Annotated in this window: 26 protein-coding genes; 5 read left to right on the top strand and 21 right to left on the bottom strand. The window is 36.0% G+C overall.

Annotation, left to right across the window (positions count from 1 at the left end):
• Positions 1-2: 2 nt before the first annotated feature.
• Positions 3-560, bottom strand: coding sequence for an aminoacyl-tRNA hydrolase (gene pth / locus R4Y45_RS02365; RefSeq protein ID WP_339968896.1), 558 nt, complete (start codon positions 558-560; stop codon positions 3-5).
• Positions 561-759: 199 nt separating this feature from the next.
• Here pth and R4Y45_RS02360 point away from each other — a divergent pair, with 199 nt between their 5' ends.
• Together R4Y45_RS02360 and cbpA are read left to right on the top strand one after the other, a co-directional pair.
• A complete protein-coding gene (locus R4Y45_RS02360; RefSeq protein WP_339968894.1) occupies positions 760-1,734 on the top strand; it encodes an L-lactate dehydrogenase in 975 nt (324 codons plus the stop codon).
• 171 nt (positions 1,735-1,905) lie between these two features.
• Positions 1,906-2,595 carry a cyclic di-AMP binding protein CbpA gene (cbpA, locus tag R4Y45_RS02355; protein WP_339968892.1) on the top strand — a complete coding sequence of 230 codons (690 nt, stop codon included), beginning with the start codon at positions 1,906-1,908 and terminating at the stop codon, positions 2,593-2,595.
• Positions 2,596-2,634: 39 nt separating this feature from the next.
• Here cbpA and R4Y45_RS02350 read toward each other — a convergent pair whose 3' ends face one another.
• From R4Y45_RS02350 to R4Y45_RS02325, 6 genes are all read right to left on the bottom strand, one after another.
• Positions 2,635-3,015 (bottom strand): type II toxin-antitoxin system PemK/MazF family toxin, encoded by a 381-nt coding sequence (locus R4Y45_RS02350; RefSeq protein ID WP_339968890.1) that lies wholly within the window; start codon positions 3,013-3,015, stop codon positions 2,635-2,637.
• Between the two features lie 38 nt (positions 3,016-3,053).
• Positions 3,054-3,299: a hypothetical protein gene (locus R4Y45_RS02345; RefSeq protein WP_339968888.1), complete on the bottom strand. Its 246-nt coding sequence runs from the start codon at positions 3,297-3,299 to the stop codon at positions 3,054-3,056.
• A 13-nt stretch (positions 3,300-3,312) separates the two neighbouring features.
• Positions 3,313-4,455: an alanine racemase gene (gene alr / locus R4Y45_RS02340; RefSeq protein ID WP_339968886.1), complete on the bottom strand. Its 1,143-nt coding sequence runs from the start codon at positions 4,453-4,455 to the stop codon at positions 3,313-3,315.
• The gene (gene acpS, locus R4Y45_RS02335; protein ID WP_339970240.1) at positions 4,439-4,807 is read right to left on the bottom strand and encodes a holo-ACP synthase; all 369 of its coding nucleotides are present in this window, start codon (positions 4,805-4,807) and stop codon (positions 4,439-4,441) included. The genes alr and acpS overlap by 17 nt, the downstream gene beginning before the upstream one ends.
• Positions 4,808-4,888: 81 nt before the next feature.
• Positions 4,889-6,436 (bottom strand): DEAD/DEAH box helicase, encoded by a 1,548-nt coding sequence (locus tag R4Y45_RS02330; RefSeq protein WP_339968885.1) that lies wholly within the window; start codon positions 6,434-6,436, stop codon positions 4,889-4,891.
• 27 nt (positions 6,437-6,463) lie between these two features.
• Complete coding sequence (locus tag R4Y45_RS02325) at positions 6,464-7,840, bottom strand: UDP-N-acetylmuramoyl-tripeptide--D-alanyl-D-alanine ligase (RefSeq protein WP_339968884.1); 1,377 nt, start codon at positions 7,838-7,840, stop codon at positions 6,464-6,466.
• A gap of 158 nt (positions 7,841-7,998) precedes the next feature.
• On the opposite strand from R4Y45_RS02325, the gene R4Y45_RS02320 reads away from it, so the two are divergent.
• Complete coding sequence (locus tag R4Y45_RS02320; protein WP_339968883.1) at positions 7,999-9,228, top strand: multidrug efflux MFS transporter; 1,230 nt, start codon at positions 7,999-8,001, stop codon at positions 9,226-9,228.
• A gap of 58 nt (positions 9,229-9,286) precedes the next feature.
• On the opposite strand, the gene R4Y45_RS02315 is transcribed toward R4Y45_RS02320, so the two are convergent.
• The 5 genes from R4Y45_RS02315 to R4Y45_RS02295 form a co-directional block, all read right to left on the bottom strand.
• Positions 9,287-9,532 (bottom strand): type B 50S ribosomal protein L31, encoded by a 246-nt coding sequence (locus R4Y45_RS02315; RefSeq protein ID WP_339968881.1) that lies wholly within the window; start codon positions 9,530-9,532, stop codon positions 9,287-9,289.
• A 99-nt stretch (positions 9,533-9,631) separates the two neighbouring features.
• Positions 9,632-10,900, bottom strand: coding sequence for a UDP-N-acetylglucosamine 1-carboxyvinyltransferase (locus R4Y45_RS02310; protein WP_339968879.1), 1,269 nt, complete (start codon positions 10,898-10,900; stop codon positions 9,632-9,634).
• Positions 10,901-11,063: 163 nt separating this feature from the next.
• Positions 11,064-12,677, bottom strand: a complete 1,614-nt coding sequence (locus tag R4Y45_RS02305; protein WP_339968877.1) for a CTP synthase — start codon at positions 12,675-12,677, stop codon at positions 11,064-11,066.
• Positions 12,678-12,813: 136 nt separating this feature from the next.
• A complete protein-coding gene (gene rpoE, locus R4Y45_RS02300) occupies positions 12,814-13,335 on the bottom strand; it encodes a DNA-directed RNA polymerase subunit delta (protein ID WP_339968875.1) in 522 nt (173 codons plus the stop codon).
• A gap of 43 nt (positions 13,336-13,378) precedes the next feature.
• Positions 13,379-13,789, bottom strand: a complete 411-nt coding sequence (locus R4Y45_RS02295; RefSeq protein WP_339968873.1) for a DUF1934 family protein — start codon at positions 13,787-13,789, stop codon at positions 13,379-13,381.
• A gap of 156 nt (positions 13,790-13,945) precedes the next feature.
• On the opposite strand from R4Y45_RS02295, the gene R4Y45_RS02290 reads away from it, so the two are divergent.
• A complete protein-coding gene (locus tag R4Y45_RS02290) occupies positions 13,946-15,304 on the top strand; it encodes an HD domain-containing protein (protein WP_339968871.1) in 1,359 nt (452 codons plus the stop codon).
• 2 nt (positions 15,305-15,306) lie between these two features.
• A complete protein-coding gene (mscL, locus tag R4Y45_RS02285; RefSeq protein WP_339968869.1) occupies positions 15,307-15,687 on the top strand; it encodes a large-conductance mechanosensitive channel protein MscL in 381 nt (126 codons plus the stop codon).
• Positions 15,688-15,738: 51 nt separating this feature from the next.
• Here mscL and R4Y45_RS02280 read toward each other — a convergent pair whose 3' ends face one another.
• The 9 genes from R4Y45_RS02280 to metG form a co-directional block, all read right to left on the bottom strand.
• A complete protein-coding gene (locus tag R4Y45_RS02280; protein WP_056974618.1) occupies positions 15,739-16,719 on the bottom strand; it encodes a ribose-phosphate diphosphokinase in 981 nt (326 codons plus the stop codon).
• A gap of 68 nt (positions 16,720-16,787) precedes the next feature.
• Positions 16,788-18,176 (bottom strand): bifunctional UDP-N-acetylglucosamine diphosphorylase/glucosamine-1-phosphate N-acetyltransferase GlmU, encoded by a 1,389-nt coding sequence (gene glmU, locus R4Y45_RS02275; RefSeq protein WP_339968867.1) that lies wholly within the window; start codon positions 18,174-18,176, stop codon positions 16,788-16,790.
• A gap of 4 nt (positions 18,177-18,180) precedes the next feature.
• Positions 18,181-19,317, bottom strand: coding sequence for a VanZ family protein (locus R4Y45_RS02270; protein ID WP_339968865.1), 1,137 nt, complete (start codon positions 19,315-19,317; stop codon positions 18,181-18,183).
• Entirely contained in the window at positions 19,318-20,145 is an 828-nt protein-coding gene (purR, locus tag R4Y45_RS02265; protein ID WP_339968863.1) for a pur operon repressor, read from the bottom strand.
• 98 nt (positions 20,146-20,243) lie between these two features.
• Positions 20,244-20,492 carry a Veg family protein gene (locus R4Y45_RS02260; protein WP_339968861.1) on the bottom strand — a complete coding sequence of 83 codons (249 nt, stop codon included), beginning with the start codon at positions 20,490-20,492 and terminating at the stop codon, positions 20,244-20,246.
• Positions 20,493-20,579: 87 nt separating this feature from the next.
• The gene (gene rsmA, locus R4Y45_RS02255; RefSeq protein WP_339968859.1) at positions 20,580-21,449 is read right to left on the bottom strand and encodes a 16S rRNA (adenine(1518)-N(6)/adenine(1519)-N(6))-dimethyltransferase RsmA; all 870 of its coding nucleotides are present in this window, start codon (positions 21,447-21,449) and stop codon (positions 20,580-20,582) included.
• Complete coding sequence (gene rnmV, locus R4Y45_RS02250; protein ID WP_339968857.1) at positions 21,427-22,011, bottom strand: ribonuclease M5; 585 nt, start codon at positions 22,009-22,011, stop codon at positions 21,427-21,429. The genes rsmA and rnmV overlap by 23 nt, the downstream gene beginning before the upstream one ends.
• Entirely contained in the window at positions 22,004-22,777 is a 774-nt protein-coding gene (locus tag R4Y45_RS02245) for a TatD family hydrolase (RefSeq protein WP_339968854.1), read from the bottom strand. Before R4Y45_RS02245 ends, rnmV begins: the two co-directional genes overlap by 8 nt.
• On the bottom strand, positions 22,777-24,783 hold the full coding sequence (metG, locus tag R4Y45_RS02240) for a methionine--tRNA ligase (RefSeq protein WP_339968852.1): 2,007 nt from the start codon (positions 24,781-24,783) through the stop codon (positions 22,777-22,779). Before metG ends, R4Y45_RS02245 begins: the two co-directional genes overlap by 1 nt.
• Positions 24,784-24,911: the final 128 nt, after the last annotated feature.

Raw genomic sequence — 24,911 nt, 5'->3', positions numbered from 1 at the left:
GACTAATTGTATTGATTCATTAACTTGTTCATAGATTCACCGGCGATGAATTTTTCTAAAATTTCAACTACAGTATCCAATGAATCATCGATTGCTTTAGCATCTTCACCAGCAAATGGGCTGAGTACCCAATTGACAACAGTTGCATTTTCGGGATGCTTAATACCCACTTTTAATCTTGGAAATGATTTTGTGCCAAGTCCATTGATGATACTCTTAATCCCATTATGACCACCAGCTGATCCTGATTGACGCAATCTAATTTTAGCCATAGGTAAATCCATGTCATCTTGAATAACTAAAATATCTTCAGGTTCTACTTTAAAAAAGTGTGCGAGTTGAGAAACATGTCGACCAGAATCATTCATATAAGTTAAGGGTTCAGCTAAAATAACTGATTCACCATTGATAACAGTCTTTGTAAAACTGCCCATGAACTTTTCACTATCTAAGTTCAGATGGTGACTGTCACAAAACTTATCAATCGCCATGAAGCCAACATTGTGTTTTGTTTTTTGGTATTTCTTTCCTGGGTTACCTAACCCTACAATTAATTTCATAGTTGTCAAAATCCTTTTATTATCTATTAGTATAACTCCTATAAATTATAGCATAATTTATAATGGGATTATATTTACACCAATGCTTTAAAAGAATCTCAAAAAAATTTCGAAAAAAATTTTTATATGCAGATAGGATTTTTAAAATATGTTATTATATAGATGAATAAATAATTATTACTCGAAAGGATGATTAATCTTGGCAACACAAACAGAACGTCAAAAAGTTATTCTTGTTGGTGACGGTGCAGTAGGTTCAAGTTACGCTTACTCAATGGTAAACCAAGGGATTGCTCAAGAAATCGGTATCGTAGATATCGCTAAAGACAAAACTAAAGGGGATGCCATCGATTTATCTGATGCCTTAGCATACACAGCTCCTAAAACAATTTACTCTGCTGAATATTCAGATGCAAAAGATGCAGACTTAGTTGTTATTACAGCTGGTGCTCCTCAAAAACCAGGTGAAACTCGTTTAGATCTTGTAAGTAAAAACTTAAAGATTTTGAAATCAATCGTGGATCCTATCGTTGAATCAGGTTTTGATGGACTATTCCTAGTTGCAGCTAACCCTGTTGATATCTTGACATACGCTACATGGAAACTTTCAGGTTTCCCTAAAGAACGCGTTATTGGTTCAGGTACATCTCTAGATAGTGCTCGTCTACGTCAAAGAATCGGTGACATGATGAACGTTAACCCTCAATCAGTTCACGCTTACATGTTAGGTGAACACGGTGATACAGAATTCGTTGCTTGGTCACACGCAAATGTTGGTGGCGTTAAAGTTACTGACTGGGTTAAAGCTCAAAACGACATCGAAGAAAGTCGTTTAACAGAAATCTACGAAGATGTTCGTGATGCAGCATACAAAATCATTAACATGAAAGGTGCTACATTCTACGGAATTGGTGCTTCATTAGCTCGTATTACTAAAGCTATCTTCAATGACGAAAACTCAGTATTACCTCTTTCAGTATTTATGGAAGGTCAATACGGCGTTAACGATATCTTTATCGGTGCTCCAGCAGTTATCGGACGTAAAGGTATCAAACAAATCATTGAAATGCCTTTAAATGACGAAGAATCACAAAACATGCACGCTTCAGCTAAACAATTGAAAGAAATTGTTGAAAAAGGTTTCGCTGAAACAGGTATCGAAGGTCGTCAATAATCTTTAATTTAAGATTTAAAAAATAGCCAAGTCTTGTGCTTGGCTATTTTTTTGTGCTTTTCGCTTGCTTTTAGTCAAAACATCGCCTATATTTAATGATAGACTCATTTATCATTAATACAAATTGTGGTAAGCTTTAACTTATCAACCAAAAGTTTGAAAGGAGCTATTATGCTTTTAAAATCACTTGTCTTAAAAAAAGAATTTTTAACTACAATTAACGAAAAAGCCACACTTGAAGAAGCCCTAACTATTCTTGAAGAGTCTGGTTATCGTTGTGTGCCCATTGTAGACGATTCTGGTAAAATCTTCCGAGGTAATATTTATAAGATGCACATCTACCGTCACAAATCTCGTGGTGGTGATATGACCTTACCTGTTACTCACCTACTTAAAAATGCAACCAAGACAATCCAAGTTAACTCACCTTTCTTCCAAATCTTTTTCAACATTAAGGACTTACCTTACATCGCTGTTTTAGATGAAGAAAATCACTTCTATGGTATCTTAACTCACGCTAAATTATTGAGTATGTTATCAGATGCTTGGAACATTCATGTCGGTAGCTATGTGTTAACCATTTTATCCGCTGGTGAACAAGGGGAACTAGCTAAAATGACAAAAATTGTATCGAAATATTCTTCAATTGCCGGTTGTGTAGTGCTTGACGCTAACAAAAATGATTTAATTAGAAGAACTTTAATTACATTACCTGCTGGGATTACAACTGAAAAACTAGATATTATCATTGATAAGCTAGAGAAAAAAGGGTTTGCTGTACCAAGTGTTGAAGACCTTCAAACTGGTCAAACAATCCGTGATAACGAAATTTCACCTGATGAAATTACAGAAGACAATTAAAAAATCGCCTAGAACTTAATCTAGGCGATTTTTTTATGTTTATTTTACTTTCACTTTTTTGGAAAACGAAGGACTTTCAAGACCAATACTAATTGATAGTGCTTGGTTTACTTCTTGCATTTTTTCATCTGAAAGTTCAGCAACTAAGTCTTTCAGTCTTGTTTTATCAATCGTTCGAATTTGTTCAAGTAAAATGACCGAAGGATAGTCAATTTTGCCTTGCGGTTCAAAAGCGATATGTGTTGGCATTTTTGGTTTTTGAATCCTTGTCGTAATTGCTGCGACAATAACTGTTGGGCTATAGCGATTTCCAATATCATTTTGGATAATCAAAACCGGTCTAAGTCCACCCTGTTCACTACCTACAACAGGTGACAGTTCGGCATAGTAAACATCCCCCCGTTTGATATGTTTAGCCATCCTAATCTTCCTTTGTTTTTTTCATCATCGGTTGGGACTTATAATTCAACATCTAATTCTTTTTCACAAGCATCAAATTCATGACAAATCTCACGATTAATTTTACCCATTTGTTGATAACCCTTAGCAAATTCTGACACAACTGGTTCATGGTTTACTAAATATTCTTCAATGGCTAATCGCATAAATTTATCATTACTCATTTGATGAGAATCGCAATAAATATTCATTGCACCTTGCCAAGATTGATCAATTTCAATCGAAATAGCACGTGTATCCGACATCATAATACTCCTTTTACTCCGATTCTATACTGTTATGGTATACCCTTTTCAAGCGTGGCGTCAAACCACAAATCACTTCATAGTGAATTGTATCTAAATAATCAGCTACTTTTGTCACACTATTTGAATCATTTGGATTATCGGAAATCAAAGTAACTTGAGTTCCGACAGGATATGGCTTACTTAGTTTAACCATAAATTGATCCATACATACTCGACCAACAATCGGACAATACTCATCGCCAACTTTAACTTTGAATCCTTGCATTTTTCGTGACCAGCCATCTGCATAACCAACTGGAATAGTTCCTATCCATTGATTTTCGTCAGCTTGATAAGTTGCCCCATAACTAACTCCCATTTTAGGCGTAATTTCTTTAACAAAAACAAGTTCACTCGTTAAAGATAAAGCGGGTGTCAAATCGTAAGGTAAGGCTAAATCTGGAGCACTTGGACTACTTGAAGGATTTAACCCATAAAATCCAATTCCAATCCTAACCATATTGCCATGCACCTCATGATGAAACAAACTAGTCGCACTATTAGTCATATGAATATATTTGGGCTTAAGACGCAAATCTTTTTTAACTGCATTAAAGCGACTAACTTGATAATTAAAATAAGTATCATCTGCTTCATCAGCTGTTGCAAAATGCGTAAATAACCCTTCAACTTCAAACTGATTTTGATGATTCAATAGATAATCCTCAATTTCAGGCATCTGACTAGCCTCCATAAACCCGATACGACCCATTCCTGAATCCACAGCTAGATGGATTTTAAGTTGTTGAGCAGGTTTCAAGTAACTACTTGCTTGTTTCAACCAATTAAGGTCTCCAACGGGCAGTGAAATATTATATTCAGCGGCTAAAGCAGCTAAGCTTGGTTCTTGAATACCTAATACTAAAATCGGACATAATATCCCTTGCTGTCTAAGTTCAAGTGCTTCATCAATCATCGCCACACAAAGCCCTTTGGCCCCTGCTTGTAAAATAGCTTGAGCAACAGGTACCATCCCATGACCATAACCATTGGCTTTGACCACACCAAACACATCCACATCTTTATCAAAAGAGTCGATTTGACGCTTAACATTTTGTTTAATTGCTCCCAGATTAACGTTCACCTGTGCATGTCGATTAGTTGCAATTATCATGTAAATCCTCCAATATAACTTGTGATATCACATCAGTATCTGAGTGAGAAATCGAAACATGAATTTTTTGAGAGAAGTTTTTGACTGTTGTAATTGGCTTCCCACGACTATCACTAAGTGTTTCAATATCTTGCAGTCTCACTGCACCAATTCCTGTGCCATAAGCTTTTGAAAAAGACTCCTTAACAGAAAAACGACCTGCTAAATAACGGATTTTTTCTTTCTCAGTACAAGTTATAAATTTTTCATATTCTTTAGTTGTTAAAATTCGTTTAGCAAAACGGGCATTGCGTTGATAGGCACGCTCAATCCGTTCTAGTGGCGTAATATCAATGCCTAATCCAATAATCATTTTAGCAAAAGCCTTCTTTCTTGCACACATACAATACTAAACTAAAAAAGAATTGGAAATAACTTCCAATTCTTTTCTTAATTATTTTTTACGGATTGTAAAGTTACCGCTTTTTGATTGATTTTGATTTTTCTTGTGATTACCGTTGCCATTACCACCACGGCGATCGTTATTCTTACGACGATCATTGTTACGATTACGGTTTCCACCGCGGTTACGGTCTCCGCCACGACGATCGTTATTACGACGACGACCACCGTTGTTATTACGACGACGGTTGCCACCGCGACCACCGCCACGGTTTTTGTTTGGTAGTGGACGTTCTGAAGTAATTTTAACAGGAACATCTGATGGATCTTTAGTAACTTCTTTAAGTAAAGCAGAAACTAGTTCTTTTGCATCGTATTCTGTCAATAATTGTTCAGCACTTGCTTCATATTTTGAAAGGCTCTTAGCATTACCAAGTAATGATTTGATATGATCTAATGATTTATCTAGTTGGCCTTTGAAAGCTTCTTCTGCTGAAGGTGGTGCTAAAGGTAATACTTTCTTCTTAGTTAACCCTTCAATAGAACGTAGGTAACTCATTTCATTACCTGTTACAAAGGTTACACTTACACCATCTTTACCAGCACGACCTGTACGACCAATACGGTGAACATAGCTTTCTGGGTCTTGTGGAATATCGTAGTTGTAAACGTGAGTAACGCCTGAAACATCTAATCCACGAGCAGCAACGTCAGTTGCGACTAAGATATCTAGTTTACCTGCTTTAAATTGGCGTAAAACAGACATACGTTTTTGTTGAGATAAATCACCATGGATTCCTTCAGCGTTAAAACCACGCATTTGTAGTCCTTTAGTTAATTCATCAACACGACGTTTTGTACGACCAAATAACACAGTCAATTCTGGGTTTTGAACATCAAATAGACGTGTCATAATATCGAATTTTTCAAATTCTTTACAACGAATATAGTATTGTTCAATTTTATCAGCAGTTAAGTTCTTTGATTTTACTTGCACAATTTCAGGGTCTTGCATGAATTTTTCTGCAATTCGCATGATTGGTTTTGGCATTGTGGCTGAAAATAGTAAGGTTTGATGTTCACTTGGAACGTTGCTTAAGATACTTTCAATATCTTCCACAAATCCCATGTCTAGCATTTCATCAGCTTCATCTAACACAACGTGTTGGACTTGACTTAAATCAACTGTACGACGTTTAATGTGGTCAAGTAAACGTCCTGGAGTACCAACTAAAATATCAGGTGCTTGTTTTAGTGAGCGGATTTGACGTGAAATATCTGATCCACCATAAACAACTTGCACACGTGCTTTGTTATCACGACCTAAGCGGTAAAGTTCTTCTTGTGTTTGAATTGCAAGTTCACGTGTTGGTGAAATTACGATAGCTTGTACTTTACCTGTATTGGGTTTTAATTCTTGTAAAACGGGTAAACCAAAAGCAGCAGTTTTCCCTGTACCTGTTTGAGCTTGGCCGATAACATCTTTTCCTTCAAGTACTAAAGGAATCGTTTGAGCTTGGATAGGTGTTGCTTCTTCAAATCCAGCACGTTTAATCGATTGTAGTATCTCCGAGTTCAAATTTAATTCATCAAATTTCAAAAAATATCCTCCTAATTTGGCTACTTTTTATAAAAGTGCCTGTAAAACTTCACTCAAATGCAACCCATGACTACCTTTTAATAAAACAAGGTCACCTGCATGAATCGTTGCTTGTAAATCCTGAATTAATTGTTGCTTATGATCGATATCATAGTAATGCAAGTGGGTTTCAGGATAAATTTTGATTAGCTGATCATATAAATTGGCCATTAATGGGCCATATAAATAAACCTGGTTAATGGCGTCTTTTGAAAACGCGGTCACGAGGTTCGCGTGTAATTCTGGGCCTTGTTCACCCAATTCAAGCATATCAGCTAACACAACAATGCGTTGGTTAGTTTCATTAGCTAATGAAACATTAGAAAAAGCACTTAACGAAGCTCTAGTAGCGGTTGGATTAGAGTTATAGATATCACTCATAATCTCTTCTCCTGCATCCCCTTCTAACCATTGCATACGGTCTTTAGTCAAATTAAAATGACTCAACGCGTCTTGCATATTTGAAGGTTCAATTTGCAGTACTTCACCCACAACAATCGCAGCTAATGCATTGGATACATTGTGTTTACCAATTACAGGTAAAGTAAAGTTAATCTCTTCATCAAGGTTGGTTTGGAACTTCATTTGCTTTTGCTTTGTTTCAACATTTGTTGCATAAAGATGGTTGGTATTTTCAAAACCAAAAGTTAATTTGTCTTGTTCAATGTTTTGAGCCAAGTTATTAAGTAACGGCTCGTCTCCATTATAAATTAAGTAACCATCCTCTTTTAAGTAAGAAGTAATTTCCATTTTGGCTTGCGCGATTTTTTCACGTGTTCCAAAAAATTCAAGATGCGCTTCTCCTATCATCGTAATCACAGCAACATCTGGAGAAACGATTTGGCTAAGTTGAGTTAGCTGACCTGGACGGTCCATCCCCATTTCACACACTAACATTTCGGTATTAATCTTCATATTCAAAATGGTCATGGGAACCCCAATCTCATTATTAAAGTTACCTTCTGTTGCGTGAACATTAAACTGTGTCGACAAAACATCACGAATCATATCTTTTGTTGTCGTTTTTCCATTGCTACCCGTTACAGCAACAACTTTTGGATTAACTTTTTGTAAATAATATTTCGCTAATTTTTGAAGAGCTGCCAGACAATCATCCACTTTTAAAACAGCTAATCCCAAATCTTCTGGGATTTCGTGATCTGTTTGCCAAAGTGTTGCAATTGCACCAGAATCTTTAGCGGCAAATACAAAATCATGACCATCTCGCTCACCAATAATTGGCACGAATAACGCATTTTCGTTAATTAGACGGCTATCAAATTGTACCTCTGTGATTTCAACATCCTGGTTGGAATCAATTGTTGCATCGATTGCTTTAGCAATCTCTGAAAGCATCATTTTCATTTAAAAACTCCTGAACTAGTGAAAAATAAAAATTGCACATCGTTCATTATACTGCGTTTAGTAAGTAATTAAAAGCACTATCTGATTTTACTGTTGTTATTTGTCTGATAAAAGCAGTAGAATAGTACTATTAATTATTTTGATAAGGAGGATTTCAAATGTCTGAAAGTGTCACACCGTCTTATGATCCTAATTGGCGGCGAAACCTGAAGGTTTTATGGTTCGGTTGTTTTATGGTTGGAATGGGATTTAGTATCATCGTCCCTTTTATGAGTTTGTATATTGATACACTGGGGGACTTTTCTCAATCTGAATTAAGTTTTTGGAGTGGGATTACCATCTCTTCTACCTTTTTGGTCATGGCATTGGTTTCACCAATTTGGGGTAAGCTTGCTGATACAAAAGGTAGACGCCTAATGTTACTGCGAGCTTCTCTTGGGATGAGTATTATTATTGCGTTAATGGGAGTTGTGACTAATGTCCAACAATTGATTATCTTGCGCCTTTTACAGGGTGTCTTTTCTGGTTATGTTAGTAACGCTAACGCCCTAATCGCCACTACTGTCCCAAAAGAAAAATCAGGGCAAGCTCTTGGGACAATGACTACGGGTGTTGTCTCGGGAACACTGTTAGGTCCTTTATTTGGTGGGGTTGTCGCCCAAGCTTTTTCTTATCGTGTAACGTTTTTCATTACCGGAACACTCTTGTTTTTAGTCTTTTTACTAACTGTTTTTCTAGTAAAAGAAAACTTTAGACCCGTTCAAGAAGGTCAAAAAGTGCTTAATATTCGTCAGATTTTTCAAAATCTACCTTATCCTAAATTGATTATCGGTCTTTTTGTAACAACTTTAATCATCCAAGCTTCTAATAATTCGGTTAATCCTATCTTGAGTTTATACGTCCGGCAATTGTTAGGCAATGATGGTACTGTCGCGATTGTCAGCGGGATTGTTGCTGCATTACCCGGTGTCGCAACACTGTTTGCAGCACCGTTTTTTGGTCGATTGGGTGACAAAATCGGAACGCAAAAAATACTGATTGGTGGGATTGCTTTTGCATTAATCTTATATATTCCACAAGCCTTTGTGCACAACGTCTGGCAACTAGGAATACTAAGATTATTAGTTGGGATATCTGATGCTGCGATGTTACCTCAAGTACAAACACTACTTGCTAAAAATTCACCTCATGAAGTTTCTGGGCGAATATTTAGCTACAACCAATCTTTTCAAGGGATGGGTAATGTTGCCGGTCCTTTAATTGGTTCATTTGTTTCTAGTAGTTTTGGCTATCCGGGCGTCTTTTTATCAACCAGTTTACTTGTTTTAATTAATTTAATTTGGGTAACTATCAATACGCGCGAACTTCGTCGCGATCAAAAACAATAAAATAAGCCATAAAAAAACACGTTCTTGAAATAAGAACGTGTTTTTTTGATTATCAGAATTAACCTTTGATACCGTATTTTTTGTTGAAACGGTCCACACGACCATCTGCTTGAGTAAATTTTTGTTTACCTGTGTAGAATGGGTGTGAGTCTGATGTGATTTCCATACGAATTAGAGGGTATGTTTTACCTTCAAATTCAACAGTTTCATCAGAACTTTTTGTTGAACCAGAAACAAATTTGAAACCTGTTGCTGAGTCCATAAATACGACTTCATGGTATTCTGGGTGAATGCTTTTCTTCATAGCTCATTTCTCCTTTGCCCTAGTTTGTCTGCCAAACTAGAGATAATTATTACAACAATAAATATTAACATCTCTCCAAAAAAAATGCAAAGCCTCTTTTTAATCGTCTTCACAAACTGTCACATCTGCACCAAGCAAACGTAACTTCTCTTCAACGCGGTCATAACCACGTAAAATGTTGTCAGCGTTATGAATAACTGTCTGTCCGTCAGCCATTAATCCCGCTAACATCAAAGAAGCTCCTGCACGAATTTCATCTGCTACAACTTCAGCACCTGTTAATTGTGACCCTGGGTGAACTAAAATAATATCGTTTTCAACTTTAATTTTAGCACCCATTTTATTCAATTCACGAATGTGTTTAACACGTTTTGGATAAATGGTATCAATCACAACACCTTCACCACTTTTAGCTGAAATTAACAGTGGGGTAATTGGTTGCTGTAAGTCAGTTGCAAAACCTGGGTAAGGCATTGTTTTGACTTGAATCATGCTCAAATCACCCGAAGGATAAACATAGATAGAATCTTCATTCACGTCCATGTTAACACCCATAGCCTCTACTTTAGCCAAAAATGAATCTAAGTGCTCACTGATGATGTTGTGTAAACAAACACCATCACCAATACAAGCCGCTAAAGACAAGTAAGTTCCAGCTTCAATACGATCTGGGATGATGGTGTGTGCATTTTTAGCTTCTAACTTTTCAACACCCTCAATACGAATGGTATCTGTTCCAGCACCACGAATTTTAGCTCCCATGTTATTTAGAAAAGTAGCTAAATCAATGATTTCTGGTTCTTTTGCAGCATTTTCTAAAACGGTTTTGCCACTAGCTGTGACCGCTGCCAAAATAATATTAACAGTTGCACCAACAGAAGTCATATCAAGTGTGATATGTGCCCCTTTTAGACCTTCTTTTGGTGCGGATACAACGATTTCACCAGCCACATTTTCAACTTTTGCCCCTAAACATTCCATCCCTTTAAAATGTTGATCAATTGGTCTTGGACCAATATCATCTCCTCCAGGAAACGCAACGCTTGCACGACCAAATCTTCCAAGTAAAGCACCCATAAAGTAATAAGAAGCACGCAGACTTTTAATTTTACCATGTGGTAGTGGTCTTAGTTCGATATTTGTTGGGTCAATGGTTAAAGTTGTTTGTTCAAAATCACTGGTGACGTTCATATCCAGTAGCAATGACATTAAGTTGTCAACATCTTGAATACGGGGAACAGACTCCAAGACAACAGGTGTATGTGACAAAATAGCAGCTGGAATTAACGCCACTGTGCTATTTTTAGCTCCACCAATATAAACGTCGCCTTTTAACGCCTTTCCGCCATTGATTATCATTTTTTTCATTAGGAAGAACGTCCTTTAACTATTATTACCATGCTGTCATATAATTGATGACGCACGTTACTTTAATGTTATAAGAAAAACGCAAAAATTACAAGATATTAACGATAAGTATTACTCGGGATATAAAAAAAGTTGTCGAAATCGACAACTTTTTAATGTAACTTTAAATATTAACTTCATCTAAACCAGAAGCCGCTTTAATGAATGCTTTGAATAAGCCTTCAGGACGGTTTGGTCTTGACATGAATTCTGGGTGATATTGAGCAGCAACATGGAATTTGTTACCTGGAACTTCCACAATTTCAACTAAGCGATTGTCTGGAGATGTTCCTGAAAATACCAAGCCTTTTTCGCCAAGTAAGTCACGGTATTCGTTATTGAATTCGTAACGGTGACGGTGACGTTCTTGAATGACATCTTGGTTATTGTAAGCTTCAGCAGTTTTTGTACCTGGTTTTAGCTTAGCTGAGTATAATCCAAGACGAAGTGTTCCCCCAATGTTTTCTTGGTCTTTTTGGTCAGCCATTAAATCGATAATGTTATCTTCAATATCAAAATCAACTTCAGCTGTATTAGCACCTTTTAGACCCGCAACATTACGTGCAAATTCAACACTAGCCATTTGCATACCTAAACAGATACCAAAGAATGGGATGTCATTTTCACGTGCGTATTGAATGGCATCAATCATGCCTTCAAGACCACGTGTCCCAAATCCACCAGGAACAATTAGACCATCACTGTCTTTTAGATAATCAGCAACATTTTCTTTGGTAATATCTTCAGCTTGCACTTTTTTGATTTCAATATCTGAATCAAAAGCATAACCTGCATGTTTTAGAGCTTCAGAAACAGAAATGTAAGCATCTTGTAATTCAACATATTTACCAACTAAAGTAATCGTTGTTTTGTGTTTCAAGTTTTGAACACGGTTAAGTAAAGCTTTCCATTCTGTCATATCTGCTTCTGGTGCATCAAGGTGTAAGAAATCTAAAACAACTTGATCCATGTTTTGTGCTTGTAAGTTTAATGGAATTTGGTAAAGGTTATCGACATCAACAGATTCAACAACAGCTTCAACTGGTACGTCTGTCATGTTAGCAATTTTATCTTTCATTTCTTGTTCAACAGGACTTTCTGTTCTTAAAACAAGCATGTTAGGTTGGATACCAATACCACGAAGTTCTTTAACACTGTGTTGTGTTGGTTTTGTTTTCATTTCGCCAGCAGCTTTTAAGTAAGGAATTAGAGTTGAGTGAATGTACATCACATTTTCAGAACCAACATCAGCCTTCATTTGTCTTAGTGCTTCTAAGAAAGGTGTTGATTCAATATCTCCAACAGTTCCCCCGATTTCAGTAATAATAACGTCTGAATCAGTTGTTGTTGCTGCACGCATAATTTTTTCTTTAATCATATTGGTAATGTGTGGAATAACTTGGACAGTTGCCCCATTGTATTCGCCACGACGTTCTTTTTGTAGAACTTCGGTATAAACTTTACCAGTTGTAACGTTTGAGTAACGGTTTAAATTGATATCAATAAAACGTTCGTAATGACCAAGATCTAAGTCAGTTTCTGCACCATCGTCAGTTACAAAAACTTCACCGTGTTGGTATGGACTCATTGTTCCAGGATCAATATTGATATAAGGATCAAATTTTTGCATTGTCACCTTTAATCCACGGTTCTTTAATAAACGTCCTAAGGAAGAAGCAATAATACCTTTTCCTAGGGATGAAACTACTCCACCTGTTACAAAAATATACTTGGTCATATAATCAATCTCCTTCTAAAAAAGTCAGGGAAAAACAAAAATAGCTCCCTGAATATCAGGGAGCTGACGTATCTATAAAGACGCCCAAAAAGTATATTACAAGATTTATGTTAAAAAATCAAGTTAATAATTTGGATTATTCGTCTTCGTCATCATCATCTAAATCAGCTAATTTACCTTCAATACCGTCTGGCAATGTGTCTGATTTATCGTCGTCATCTAAGTCTTCAGAATCAAAATCTTCGTCTTCAACGTCTAATTCTTCATCTTCTGGATCATCAGAATCATAATCGATAATATCTTCATCTTCAACAGCTGCTAGGAACGCATTAACCTTCTTAGGTTTACGATCACGAGTTGTCTCGTCATCATCTTCTGGGTGGTTAACTTCTTCATCAACGGAATCATATGGATACCAAGAACGTAGTGCCCATACATTTTCACCTAGTGAAATAAAGCTGCCATCGATATTTAAATCTGTATAAAATTGTGGTAAATCTTCACGAATAACTTCGTCACTTTTATTTAAAAAGCGTTGAATTTCGTTTACTAAATCAGCAAAGGCCATTTTTTCGCCTCTTTGTTCCAAGATTGCATGTGCTACTTCAATCATTGAAAGTTCTTCTACGTTTTGGCCATTAAATACATCCAATTTCACGTGATGCACGTCCTTTCAAAAGTCTACTCTTCATAATACTAAACTATGCTTCAAAAATCAATTTTAACATATAATCCCCAACTTTTTGACCATGATTAAACAATTTATAGTCAATTTTGAGCATTTGGGAGTCAATTGACGACTGGATTAAGTCTAATTGCTCAGTTTCAACCGTAAATTCTAGTGGAAATCCTTGTGCTAAAAAACTACCTGAATGGGTTTTTTGACGTTCAAAACGCAAACTTGACCCATTTTTATCATCTACAGTACGTGTCATTTCAACATAGGTACTAAAAATTCTAAATTCCACTTGAACGCCCGATTCTTCTTGATAAGTTAATACTTGTGAATCCGATATAACATCTAGGTATCCTGGTGCTTCATATTGGTACGTTTCAACTTCACCTTCTTGGTGTACTTGTGTAATTAAAGAGACTTGAACTTCTTTTGCCATAATTTATCTTTCCTTTGTCTGGTTTCCCCTTAGTTATATCAGACAATAGCCAGCAAGTCTAACCCTAAAATGATTTATCAAAATAATCTTAAAAATGTTAAACTATAAGTACTCATTTTAATCGTAACAATGCCTAATATAAAGGAGATTATCTCAATGCAATCTATCCAAAAATTACCACGTGAAAAAGTTTTACGCGACCCTGTGCATAACTATATTCACGTGGAATACCCATTTATTTTAGAACTCATCGACACTCGTGAGTTCCAACGTCTTCGTCGAATTCGTCAACTTGGCGGTGCTGCGTTTACTTTTCATGGTGGCGAACATTCTCGTTTTACTCACTCACTTGGTGTTTATGAAGTCACACGTCAAATTGTGAATAACTTTAATCGTAACTATCCTTCAAAAGAAGCCGGTGATGGTCTTTGGGACGATAGCGAAAGTATCGTTGCTTTAGCTGCTGCTTTGCTTCATGACGTGGGACACGGTGCTTATTCTCATACATTTGAACACATTTTTCATACAGACCATGAACAATTCACTCAAGAAATCATTACCTCTGAAAAAACAGAAATCAATCAAGTCTTAAAAAAAGTCAGTCCTGATTTTCCTGAAAAAGTGGCAAGTGTTATCAACAAAACTTACCCTAACCCACAAGTTGTTCAAATGATTTCAAGCCAAATTGATGCCGATCGTATGGATTACCTATTACGAGATGCCTATATGACAGGTACACAATACGGAATGTTTGATTTAACACGTATTTTACGTGTCATGCGTCCTTATTCAGGTGGGATTACTTTTGAAAAAAATGGGATGCATGCTGTTGAAGATTACATTTTATCTAGATTTCAAATGTATCAACAAGTTTATTTCCACCCTGCTTCACGTGGAATGGAAGTAGTTTTAACTCACTTACTTGAACGTGCTAAATATGTTTATGAACAAGGCGAACTCCCTAAAAACAGCATGTCTGATTTGCTCGTACCTTTCTTAGAGCATAACTTCACCCTTGAAGACTATTTAAATTTAGATGACGGGGTATTGAATGCTAATTTTTCGCTTTTACGTTACCATCATGATAAAATATTAAGTGATTTAGCAGGCAAATTCCTCGATCGTAAGCCATTTAAATCTGTGCAAATCACCGACGAAAGTAAACCTCAAATCAAACAGTTGAAAGCGCTCGTTGAAAAAGCTGGGTTTGATTCTGATTATTATACGGCATTAAATGATAGTTTTGACTTGCCTTATGATGCCTATCATCCTGATCAAAAGAAACCTAAAACTCAGATTGAAATTATGGTTAGCGATTCTGATTGGATGGAGCTTTCTAAATTAAGTAAAATTGTTGAAGCTATTTCTGGTAAACAAGAAGGAGATGAACGATTCTACTTTCCTCGAGTTATGATTAAAGGTGACTCACAAGACCCAGAACTTCAAGAAATTTACGACGCGTTTCAAAGTTACATAAAAAATGGTGAACTACTTTCACAAAGGGAGGAAGCATAATTATGCTTAAAGAATTTAAACAATTTATTTCTCGTGGGAATGTTTTAGACTTAGCCATTGGGGTCTTAATTGGTAGTGCCTTTTCAAGTATTGTGACCTCATTAACTAAGAATCTGTTAAATCCATTTATTGGATTGTTTCTGGGCAAGGTTGACTTATCAAATATTCAATTTTCAATTGCAGGTGCAAACTTCTTAGTAGGGCAATTCTTAAATGATGTCATTGCCTTCTTGATCACAGCATTTGTGGTCTTCTTAATCGCTAAGTTCTTTAACAGTCTTAGAAAGAAAGAAGAAGAAAAACCAAAACCAGAACCAAAACCAAGTCAAGAAGAAGTATACCTACAAGAAATTCGCGACTTGTTGAAACAACAAAACAAATAATATTAACAAAAAAGCTTACTGAGAAAACTCAGTAAGCTTTTTTAATTTGGTTTATTTTTTCTTTGATTGAAAACGTGTTTGAAATAATGGACTTACGGGTTCATCTTCGTAAATACGTTTAATCGCTTCTCCAATTAGCGGACCTACAGAAACTTGAACCATTTTATCGATCATTTTTTCTTGTGGTAGGTTAATTGAATCTGTCACAACAAGTTGTTTAATTGCAGAGTTTGCAATACGGTCAATTGCTGGACCTGATAAAACAGGGTGAGTACAACTTGCATAAACTTCAGTTGCACCAGCATCTTTCAATGCTTGAGCAGCTAATGTAATTGTACCTGCAGTATCAATCATATCATCAATAATGATAGCTCTTTTACCTTTAACATCACCAATAATGTTCATCACTTCAGCAACGTTTGCTTTAGGACGACGTTTATCGATAATTGCAATTGGGGCTTTTAAGAATTCTGCCAAACGACGTGCACGAGGAACACCACCGTGGTCAGGAGACACCACTACTGTGTTTTCATCTAAATGTTGATTTAAGAAGTAATCAGCAAGTAATGGGGCACCCATTAAGTGATCCACAGGTAGGTCGAAGAATCCTTGAATTTGAGCAGCGTGTAAATCTAGTGCTAACACACGATCTGCACCTGCTTTTTGAATCATGTTAGCCACTAATTTGGCTGTGATAGGTTCTCTTGAACGTGATTTACGGTCTTGACGAGCGTAACCATAGTAAGGAATTACCAAGTTAATACTGTTAGCTGAAGCACGACGTAGTGCATCAATCATAATCAATAATTCCATCAAGTTATCGTTTACAGGTGCGCTTGTTGATTGCACAATAAAGACTTCTGAACCACGAACGGATTCGTCAATATTGATTTGAATTTCACCATCACTAAAGCGTCTCACACTAGATTTTCCTAGTTCTAAACCAACTGTATCTGCAATTTTTTGTGCTAAAGGTTGATTTGAATTTAATGCAAAAAGTTTCATCTTTTTATCTGAATACTGATCTGTCATTTTTTCCTCCACTTTTCTTACAATCCAAAAAACATAATACCAAAATTAGACTAAAAAATAAACCAATTCTAATTCCAATCTGGATTTTGTGCTAATGGTAATCGTTTCCAAAAATCTTCTTTATTTGTTTGTTTTTGTCGTGCAATTCCCATTGCATGTTTAGGCACATCTTTTGTAATTGTAGACCCTGCTGCCACAAACGCATGATCTGCGATATCAACAGGTGCTACAATATTTGAACTGCTTCCAATAAAACTGTGTGAACCAACTGTTGTGTGGAATTTTTGAACACCATCATAATTAACAAAAACAACCCCACAACCAATGTTGATATGATCTGCTAAAGTTGCATCCCCAACATAAGTCAAGTGACCAACTTTAGTATGTTCACCAATAACTGCTTTTTTGATTTCAACAAAATTACCAATGTGAGCATATTCTTTAATATGTGATTGTGGACGTAAGTGGGCATAAGGACCAGCATCTGTATGACTTTCCATCACTGACTCTTCGATAGTTGAAGAGTGAATAGTAACATTATCAGCAAGTTGGCTATCCACAATTTTTGAGCCTGTCGTAATCACACAAGATTCACCAATTGTTGTTTGACCTTGTAAATAAACGCCTGGTTCAATTACGGTATCCGCCCCGATTTCAACATCAACATCAATATATGTATTTTCAGGATCCACAATGGTGACACCATTTAGTAAGTGTTTTTTGTTAATGCGATTACGCATCACTTTAGTTGCTTGACTTAAGGCCAAACGGTCGTTAACCCCCATTGATTCATCAAAGTCTGGCATTTGATAAGCTGAAATCACTTCACCTTGAGACTTCAAGATTTCAATGACGTCAGTAATGTAATATTCATTTTGCGCATTATCATTAGTGACTTTGCTTAAAGCTTCAAACAAAGCTTGGTTATCAAAACAGTAAACACCTGTATTAATTTCATCAATGCGTTTTTCAGCTTCTGACGCGTCTTTTTGTTCAACAATTTTGACAACTTCATTGTCTTCATTACGAATTACACGACCATATCCTGAAGGGTTCGGCGCTTTAGCTGTTAAAACAGTTGCTTTTGCTTGAAGTTGTTGATGGGATTCAAATAATTTTTCAAAAGTTTCAGCGGTTAGTAGCGGTGTATCCCCATTAGCTACGATAGTGCTTCCCGTTTTATCTTTAAGCAATTCAGCCGCTTGCATTACCGCATGACCTGTTCCCAGTTGCTCTGCTTGTAAAACGTATTGTGTGCGGTCACCTAACGCTTTTTTAACTTCATCAGCACCATGACCAACAACCGTTACAATATTTTGTGGGTTTAATTTTTCAACTTGTGTCAAGACGTGGTCGACCATACTACGACCTAGAATTTCGTGTAAGACTTTGTAACGTTTTGACTTCATTCTGGTTCCTTGACCAGCAGCCAAAATAATAATATTTTTTTGATCCATTAGATTAGCTCTCCTCTTCCTTTAGCTGACTGACTTGTTTAGTTTTAGACCATCTTTCATAAAATAAGACTGGTGATGGCTTAAATGCTTGCCAAACTAAGTATAATACAAGCAATAAGTTTAAAGCTAATAACACTATAGCTAAGAAGTAAACTTGCGTTAGCTTGTCATCTGGTACTTTTCCCGTCAACGAAATCACATAAGGTGTTAAACCTAACGTAAAGGGTAATAAAACACCATACAATTCAAATTGACGAAAAACTAATTGCCAAAAGCCAGGCTTACGCTGAGTTCTAGCATCTATTATTTTAATTTTGACAGCCCACTTCCCAATGGTTTGACCTTTAAATAAGGGAATCACCCCTAATAAGATTAAGGCAACTAGACTATTCACAATTATCATATCCACGTTAACTTGAGCCAATTTTAAAATAACAGCTATAACTGAAGTTAAGATTCCCCAAACGATTCCATCTGTAATCAAAGCCACTGTACGACGAGTGATAGACACATTAGTCTTGAGTGACCCGGCTTTTTGTGACAGTTTATCTTGAGTTGGGAATAAAAACGTAACAGCTGGTGTTAACACATAACCAAAAACAGCACCCAACGTATTTAACATTAAATCATCCACATCAAATAGGCGGTAAGATCTTGGATAAATGCCATAAAGCCCCGTTAATTGCGTTAACTCAAAGAATAAGGATAGTAAAAACCCTAAAATTAATACCTGTTTAAAGCTTCTTTTGAAGTAGTATCTTAAATAAACACCAAAAGGAATGGTTAAAAACAAGTTAAATAAAGGTTGAATAAAGCTGGCACTTTTGAGTGTTTGTAAATATGTTCGTGGCTGACTCAAAATCAAAGGTGTTTCATGTTGGAACTCTCTTACAAACTGAAATAAATTCAAATTGTAAGTTGGCGTTTTTAAGTTAGCGACTGCTTGAACATCCGGCAATGGCAAAATAATCAAACAATAAGCAACTAACAAATAAAAAACAAAAGAATAAATCATAATTCCTCGCCAAAAAACAAAAGCTTGATACTTTTGATACTGTCTAATAAAGACAGGGAGTGAAATGATTAAAGCTAAAAAGGGAAACAATAAAACTGCTGTTTTAATGACTTGTACATAGCCCAATTAGAACACCTCGAAATTCGTTCTTTCAATTACATTTCCAGGGTTAACTTTAATTTGCTTGTTCACAGGGTCAACCTCTTCTAGGTTTAGTAGTGAGACATAGTCAGCTACTGCTTTTTCAGAAGTTTTTGCTTCACATAAAACTGAAATTCCGCTTACATTAGCATCGAATTCATTAACTAAGTTGACCATACCGTTAATCGTACCGCCACCTTTCATGAAATCATCCACAATTAAAACATTTGAATGCGGTTTTAGACTACGTTTAGCTAGTTCCATTTTTTCAAAACGTGTTCCTGAACTTGAAACATAGTTCACACTAATTGTCGGACCTTCAGTAATTTTTGGCTTTCTTCTCACAATCACGTAAGGCACATTTAAAAAACTGGCAACTGCAGCAGCTAGTGGTGCACCTTTTGTCTCAACTGTCATCACAACATCGATATCACTAAAAGCAAAGTGTGTTGCAATCAACTTACCAATTGCTTGTAATAGTTGAGGATTACCAATAATATCTGACAAATATAAAAAACCGCCAGGTAAAATTCTGTCTTCATCGTCAACATTTTTAATTAAGTCTTCAATCAAATTAATAGCATCTACTCGTCCCATAAATGGAATATAACGGACACCACCAGCAGCTCCTGCGATGGTTTGTAAATAGCCGTTTTGATTAGTTGCCAAGGTTTTTCTCAAAATGGAAAGATCTTCACTGATTGATGATTTGGCAGAATCATACTTAGTCGCAAAAAAAGGTAGCGAAATCAATGTATGTGGTTTTGATAAAAGATATTGCGTCATATCAATAAGACGTTCTGATCGTTTCATAAAATGTGCCTCCGTTTATATTTCTGTATCAAGGATACCGCAAAACAAAAAAAACCACTAGTAATTCTATAAAATTACTAATGATTGTTCGGGAAAATTTAAGCGTCTTGAACAACTTCAAATTCCAATTTTATATTTTCAGTTAATAAATCTGTATAGCTGTAGGTCGCTCTTTCAAAGTGATTTTCTTCTTGGTCTAAATCAACCAAAAATACTGATGGGTAAGTTTTAGTTAGTGTTCCTTTACGTCGAGTAATCTTCTTACGACCGGCTTGTGCCACAACTGTAATATCTTCACCAATATGGTCTTCAAGCTGTTGCTTAATTTTTTGTAATGTCATTAGCATATATTCACTCTCCCCTGCAACACTATTATAGCGAATTTGTCAAGGGATAGCAAATTATTAGTCTCAAACTATACTATTTTACCCGATTTAAAGACAGTTAGTCAACCGAATAAAATCATTAATTGTCAGCTGTTCTGCTCGATATTTTTCTGGAATGTTCGCATTGTTTAAGATTTCCTTAATATCTTCTGGTGATTTACCTTTTGATCCAAATGCTTGTTTCAAATTATTGTAAATGGTTTTACGTCTTTGTTTAAAACACGCATTAACAACTTGGTCAAATAATTGATGATCAAAGTTAACATCTTGATATTTATCACCCGTTAATCTTAAGTTTAAAATTGCCGAGGTTACTTTAGGAGCTGGATTAAAAGATTTTGGGGGCACGGTAAAACTAATTTCAGGATCACCCACCATTTGAACGGCAATTGATAAGGGACCCCAGTTTTTTGAACCGTTATCAGCAACAATACGGTCAGCAACTTCTTTTTGCATTAAAACAGTCATTGAAGTTAAGTCTAGTGGACTATCTAACAGTTTAAACATAATTGGTGTTGTGATGTAATAAGGCAAATTAGCGACAATTTTAACAGGCTTAGTTAAATCAAAATAAGCTGACAATTCTTTTTCTAAATCTACTTTTAAGACATCTTGATTAATAATAACGACATTATCGTATTCGCTTAAAACATCATCTAAAACGGCAATAAAACGTTGGTCGATTTCAAAACTCACGACTTTACAACCTGTTTCAGCAAGTTGTTGGGTAATCGATCCAATTCCAGGACCTACTTCAAGAACTTGGTCTTCTGGTGTAATTTCTGCACTTTCCACAATGTTTTCCAGTACATTTAAGTCGGTTAAAAAATTTTGTCCTAGACTTTTTTTAGCTCTTAAACCATAGTCATGGATAATTTGTGACGTTTTGATAGGATCACCGATGGGTAAACTTTTCATATTTCTCCTTTACTTGTTTCATAGCGGTTTCAAATTCTACTTTTGTAATTTGAAACGTTGCACATTTTTTCTCTAATTGTTTTGCATTGCCATAACCAATTTTCAATTGGTTTCCTAATTGTTCTCTTAAAAAGCGAGCATTAGGACCAAACACTAACCCGTGTTCAATTAAATCATGGCGTGTTACTTCAGGTTCATAAAGCTGTTGTGTTAACCGTGCTTCTTTTAAAGCTTCAAGCAAGTCTGCTTTTGAAGCATGTTCAATGCCTAAACTTCCACCAGATTTTTGAGGGACAGCTTTATCACGCGGCAAAAACGCCTGCTTGGCGTTAGGCAGGCGTTCTAAAATTTTTTTTCGAATTTTTTCACCATTAAAATCAGGATCAGTTAAAACAATGACACCTGTTTTATGATAAGCCGTCTCAATCTGGTCTAAAATTGCTTCTGAAATCGCAGAACCTTGCGTTTGAATGGTTTTGATACCTGGAAAATAAAGATTCAATCGTTTGATATCATCTTTTCCTTCCACAACAACCACTTCTTCAATTTTAAATTCAGTCAAGATTATAAAATTTCAATGTATTACGATAAGTTGCATCAGCAACCTCTTCTACATCGATTCCTTTCAATTCACTAATGGCTTTAGCTACATAATAGGTATAGCCTGGTTCATTTTGCTTACCACGATAAGGAGTTGGCGTTAGATAAGGGGCATCTGTTTCGACCATCATTCTATCAAGCGGTGTTTGAATGACAGATTCATGGACTTCTTTGGCGTTTTTGAAAGAAGCCACACCACTATAAGAAACGTTCAACCCAAGATCTAAATAGCGTTGTAATTGATCTGGGTTTCCGTTGAAACTGTGAATAACCCCACCATAAGTGTCCACTTTACCGAAATTTTTCAAAATCGCATAAGTGTCTTCAAAAGCATCCCTAGTATGAATGGATACCGGTAACTTCATGTCATAAGCCAACTGCAATTGACGTTCAAAAACTTCGTGTTGTGTTGAGCGTTTTGAAGCATCCCAGTGATAATCTAATCCAATTTCACCAACTGCTACTGTTTTTTCTTTTTGAAGCAACTCTTTTAAAACTGCTTCTTCTTGTTCATTGTATAATTTTGCATCGTCTGGGTGGAAGCCAACCACTGCGTAAAGCGGGTCAAATTCTTCACTCAGTTCAACTGCACGTTGATTCATGTCCGGATTTGACCCAATAATGGCCATCTCCGTCACTGTTAAATCTTTTGCACGTTGAATATACTCTGCCTCTTTACCAAAAAAAGGCGTGTCGTTTAAATGCGTATGTGCATCAAATAATTTCATTATCCGATTTCAGCTCCATTTTCGTGTGAATCATCCACAATTGCTAATTGCACTTTTTTGCCTTTTTCACTAGAAAGTAACATTCCTTGGCTCATTTGACCAAAAATCTTACGAGGTTTCAAGTTAATAACACCGATTACTTTTTTGCCTTTTAATTCTTGTTCTTCAGAATAGAAGTTGGCGATTCCAGATAAAATTTGGCGTGGTTTTTCTTCACCAAAATCAAGTTGGAATTTAAGTAGTTTATCAGAACCTTCTACTTTTTCGACTTCTAAAACTTCGCCAACTTTCATTTCAACTTTGACAAAGTCATCGAATTGGATTTCATTATCGTTAGCTTTGTCTGCATTCTTTTCAGAAGCTTGTTTCTTTTGTGAACGGCTTTGTTTTTTATCTTTGGCATTTGCCATTTGATCTTTGATGTATTTGATTTCGACTTCTTTTTCAAGTCTTGGAAAGATTGGTGTTGCTTTTGTTGCAACAGCGTGATTCCAATCATAAGCACCAAAGACTAATTCATGAGCAGTTGCTGAATCTTCTGAAAGACCCAATTGTTCAAAAATCTTATGTGGTGTTTGTGTCATAATTGGTTTAATTAACAACGCAATTAGGCGTAAACTTTCAGCTAGGTGAGACATTACATCTTGAAGTTCTGCTGCTTTAGTTTCATCTTTTGCAAGTACCCAAGGTTGTGTTTCATCAATATATTTGTTAGCACGACGCACAAATTCAAAAATCGTATCTAGTGCTTTTGAGAAGTGGAAACTGTTCATTAATTCGTGATAGTGCGTAATCGTTTCGGCTGCTTTTTCTTCAAGTGATGCATCAAAGTCCGTTAGATGTTCGCCAAGTGGTTGCACATGTCCTTGGTGATATTTGTTAATCATTGAAACCGTACGGTTTAGTAAGTTCCCTAAATCATTAGCTAAGTCATAGTTCACACGTTCCACGAAATCTTCAGGTGTAAAGATACCATCGTTTCCGAATGGAATTTCACGCATCAAGTAGTAACGTAAAGCATCTAAACCAAAGCGGTTCACAATCATTTCAGGATAAACAGCGTTACCTTTTGATTTAGACATTTTTCCGTCTTTCATTAAGACCCAACCGTGACCAAAAATTTGTTTTGGTAGCGGTAAATCTAGTGCCATTAACATAATTGGCCAGTAAATTGTGTGGAAACGCACAATTTCTTTTCCAACTAAATGCACATCAGCAGGCCAGAATTTGTCATATAATTTGTGTTCGTCTGAGCCATAACCCAGTGCTGTAATATAGTTAGCTAAAGCATCAATCCAAACATAAACAACGTGTTTTGGATCTGAAGGTACTTTAATTCCCCAGTCAATAGTTGTACGGGTAACTGAAAGATCTTCAAGACCTGGTTTAATAAAGTTATTAATCATTTCATTACGACGAGATTCAGGTTGAATAAATTCTGGATGGTTGTTGTAGTAATCAACTAAACGGTCAGCGTATTTACTCATTTTGAAGAAGTAACTTGGTTCTTTAACTAATTCAACTTCGTGTCCTGAAGGAGCTTTACCACCGATTACTTTACCGTTTTCATCACGATAAACTTCATCTAATTGTGATTCAGTAAAGTATTCTTCATCACTTACTGAATACCAACCTTCATATTCACCTAAGTAAATATCACCTTGTGCGAGTAATTTTTCAAAAATTTGTTGCACACCTTTTTGGTGATCTTCATCAGTTGTACGAATAAAACGGTCGTAAGTAATATCTAGCATTTCCCAAAGTTCTTTATAGCTAGCAGCCATTTTATCTACATAAGCTTTAGGATTTGTTTTTTCTTGTTCTGCTTTTTCTTCAATCTTTTGCCCATGCTCATCTGTCCCTGTTAGGAAAAAGACGTCGTAGCCTTGTTGGCGTTTGTAACGTGCCAAAACATCGGCAACAACTGTCGTGTAAGCATTTCCAATAGTTAATTTTCCAGATGGGTAATAAATGGGGGTTGTGACGTAAAATGTTTTATCAGACATAGTTAAACTCCTTATTTATAATCGTTTACAGTATATCACAATCATAATTCCTCTTAATACTGCTCTTTTTAGGTATACTCTCAATTATAGCGATTTTTATTTCACAATGGCAAGGACAACAAAAAAGA

Source organism: Holzapfeliella saturejae (genome assembly GCF_037546065.1).
Lineage (GTDB): Bacteria > Bacillota > Bacilli > Lactobacillales > Lactobacillaceae > Holzapfeliella > Holzapfeliella saturejae.
Note: the sequence above shows the minus strand (reverse complement) of the source record. Positions and strands in the feature narration are given on the sequence as shown.

Bases quoted from the DNA above. Each gene is read 5' to 3' on its own strand.
- pth (WP_339968896.1), bottom strand. From the start codon at position 560: ATGAAATTAATTGTAGGGTTAGGTAACCCAGGAAAGAAATACCAAAAA.
- cbpA (WP_339968892.1), top strand. From the start codon at position 1,906: ATGCTTTTAAAATCACTTGTCTTAAAAAAAGAATTTTTAACTACAATT.
- R4Y45_RS02350 (WP_339968890.1), bottom strand. From the start codon at position 3,015: ATGGCTAAACATATCAAACGGGGGGATGTTTACTATGCCGAACTGTCA.
- R4Y45_RS02345 (WP_339968888.1), bottom strand. From the start codon at position 3,299: ATGTCGGATACACGTGCTATTTCGATTGAAATTGATCAATCTTGGCAA.
- alr (WP_339968886.1), bottom strand. From the start codon at position 4,455: ATGATAATTGCAACTAATCGACATGCACAGGTGAACGTTAATCTGGGA.
- acpS (WP_339970240.1), bottom strand. From the start codon at position 4,807: ATGATTATTGGATTAGGCATTGATATTACGCCACTAGAACGGATTGAG.
- R4Y45_RS02325 (WP_339968884.1), bottom strand. From the start codon at position 7,840: ATGAAAATGATGCTTTCAGAGATTGCTAAAGCAATCGATGCAACAATT.
- R4Y45_RS02320 (WP_339968883.1), top strand. From the start codon at position 7,999: ATGTCTGAAAGTGTCACACCGTCTTATGATCCTAATTGGCGGCGAAAC.
- R4Y45_RS02315 (WP_339968881.1), bottom strand. From the start codon at position 9,532: ATGAAGAAAAGCATTCACCCAGAATACCATGAAGTCGTATTTATGGAC.
- R4Y45_RS02310 (WP_339968879.1), bottom strand. From the start codon at position 10,900: ATGAAAAAAATGATAATCAATGGCGGAAAGGCGTTAAAAGGCGACGTT.
- R4Y45_RS02305 (WP_339968877.1), bottom strand. From the start codon at position 12,677: ATGACCAAGTATATTTTTGTAACAGGTGGAGTAGTTTCATCCCTAGGA.
- R4Y45_RS02295 (WP_339968873.1), bottom strand. From the start codon at position 13,789: ATGGCAAAAGAAGTTCAAGTCTCTTTAATTACACAAGTACACCAAGAA.
- R4Y45_RS02290 (WP_339968871.1), top strand. From the start codon at position 13,946: ATGCAATCTATCCAAAAATTACCACGTGAAAAAGTTTTACGCGACCCT.
- mscL (WP_339968869.1), top strand. From the start codon at position 15,307: ATGCTTAAAGAATTTAAACAATTTATTTCTCGTGGGAATGTTTTAGAC.
- R4Y45_RS02280 (WP_056974618.1), bottom strand. From the start codon at position 16,719: ATGACAGATCAGTATTCAGATAAAAAGATGAAACTTTTTGCATTAAAT.
- glmU (WP_339968867.1), bottom strand. From the start codon at position 18,176: ATGGATCAAAAAAATATTATTATTTTGGCTGCTGGTCAAGGAACCAGA.
- purR (WP_339968863.1), bottom strand. From the start codon at position 20,145: ATGAAACGATCAGAACGTCTTATTGATATGACGCAATATCTTTTATCA.
- R4Y45_RS02260 (WP_339968861.1), bottom strand. From the start codon at position 20,492: ATGCTAATGACATTACAAAAAATTAAGCAACAGCTTGAAGACCATATT.
- rsmA (WP_339968859.1), bottom strand. From the start codon at position 21,449: ATGAAAAGTTTACCCATCGGTGATCCTATCAAAACGTCACAAATTATC.
- R4Y45_RS02245 (WP_339968854.1), bottom strand. From the start codon at position 22,777: ATGAAATTATTTGATGCACATACGCATTTAAACGACACGCCTTTTTTT.
- metG (WP_339968852.1), bottom strand. From the start codon at position 24,783: ATGTCTGATAAAACATTTTACGTCACAACCCCCATTTATTACCCATCT.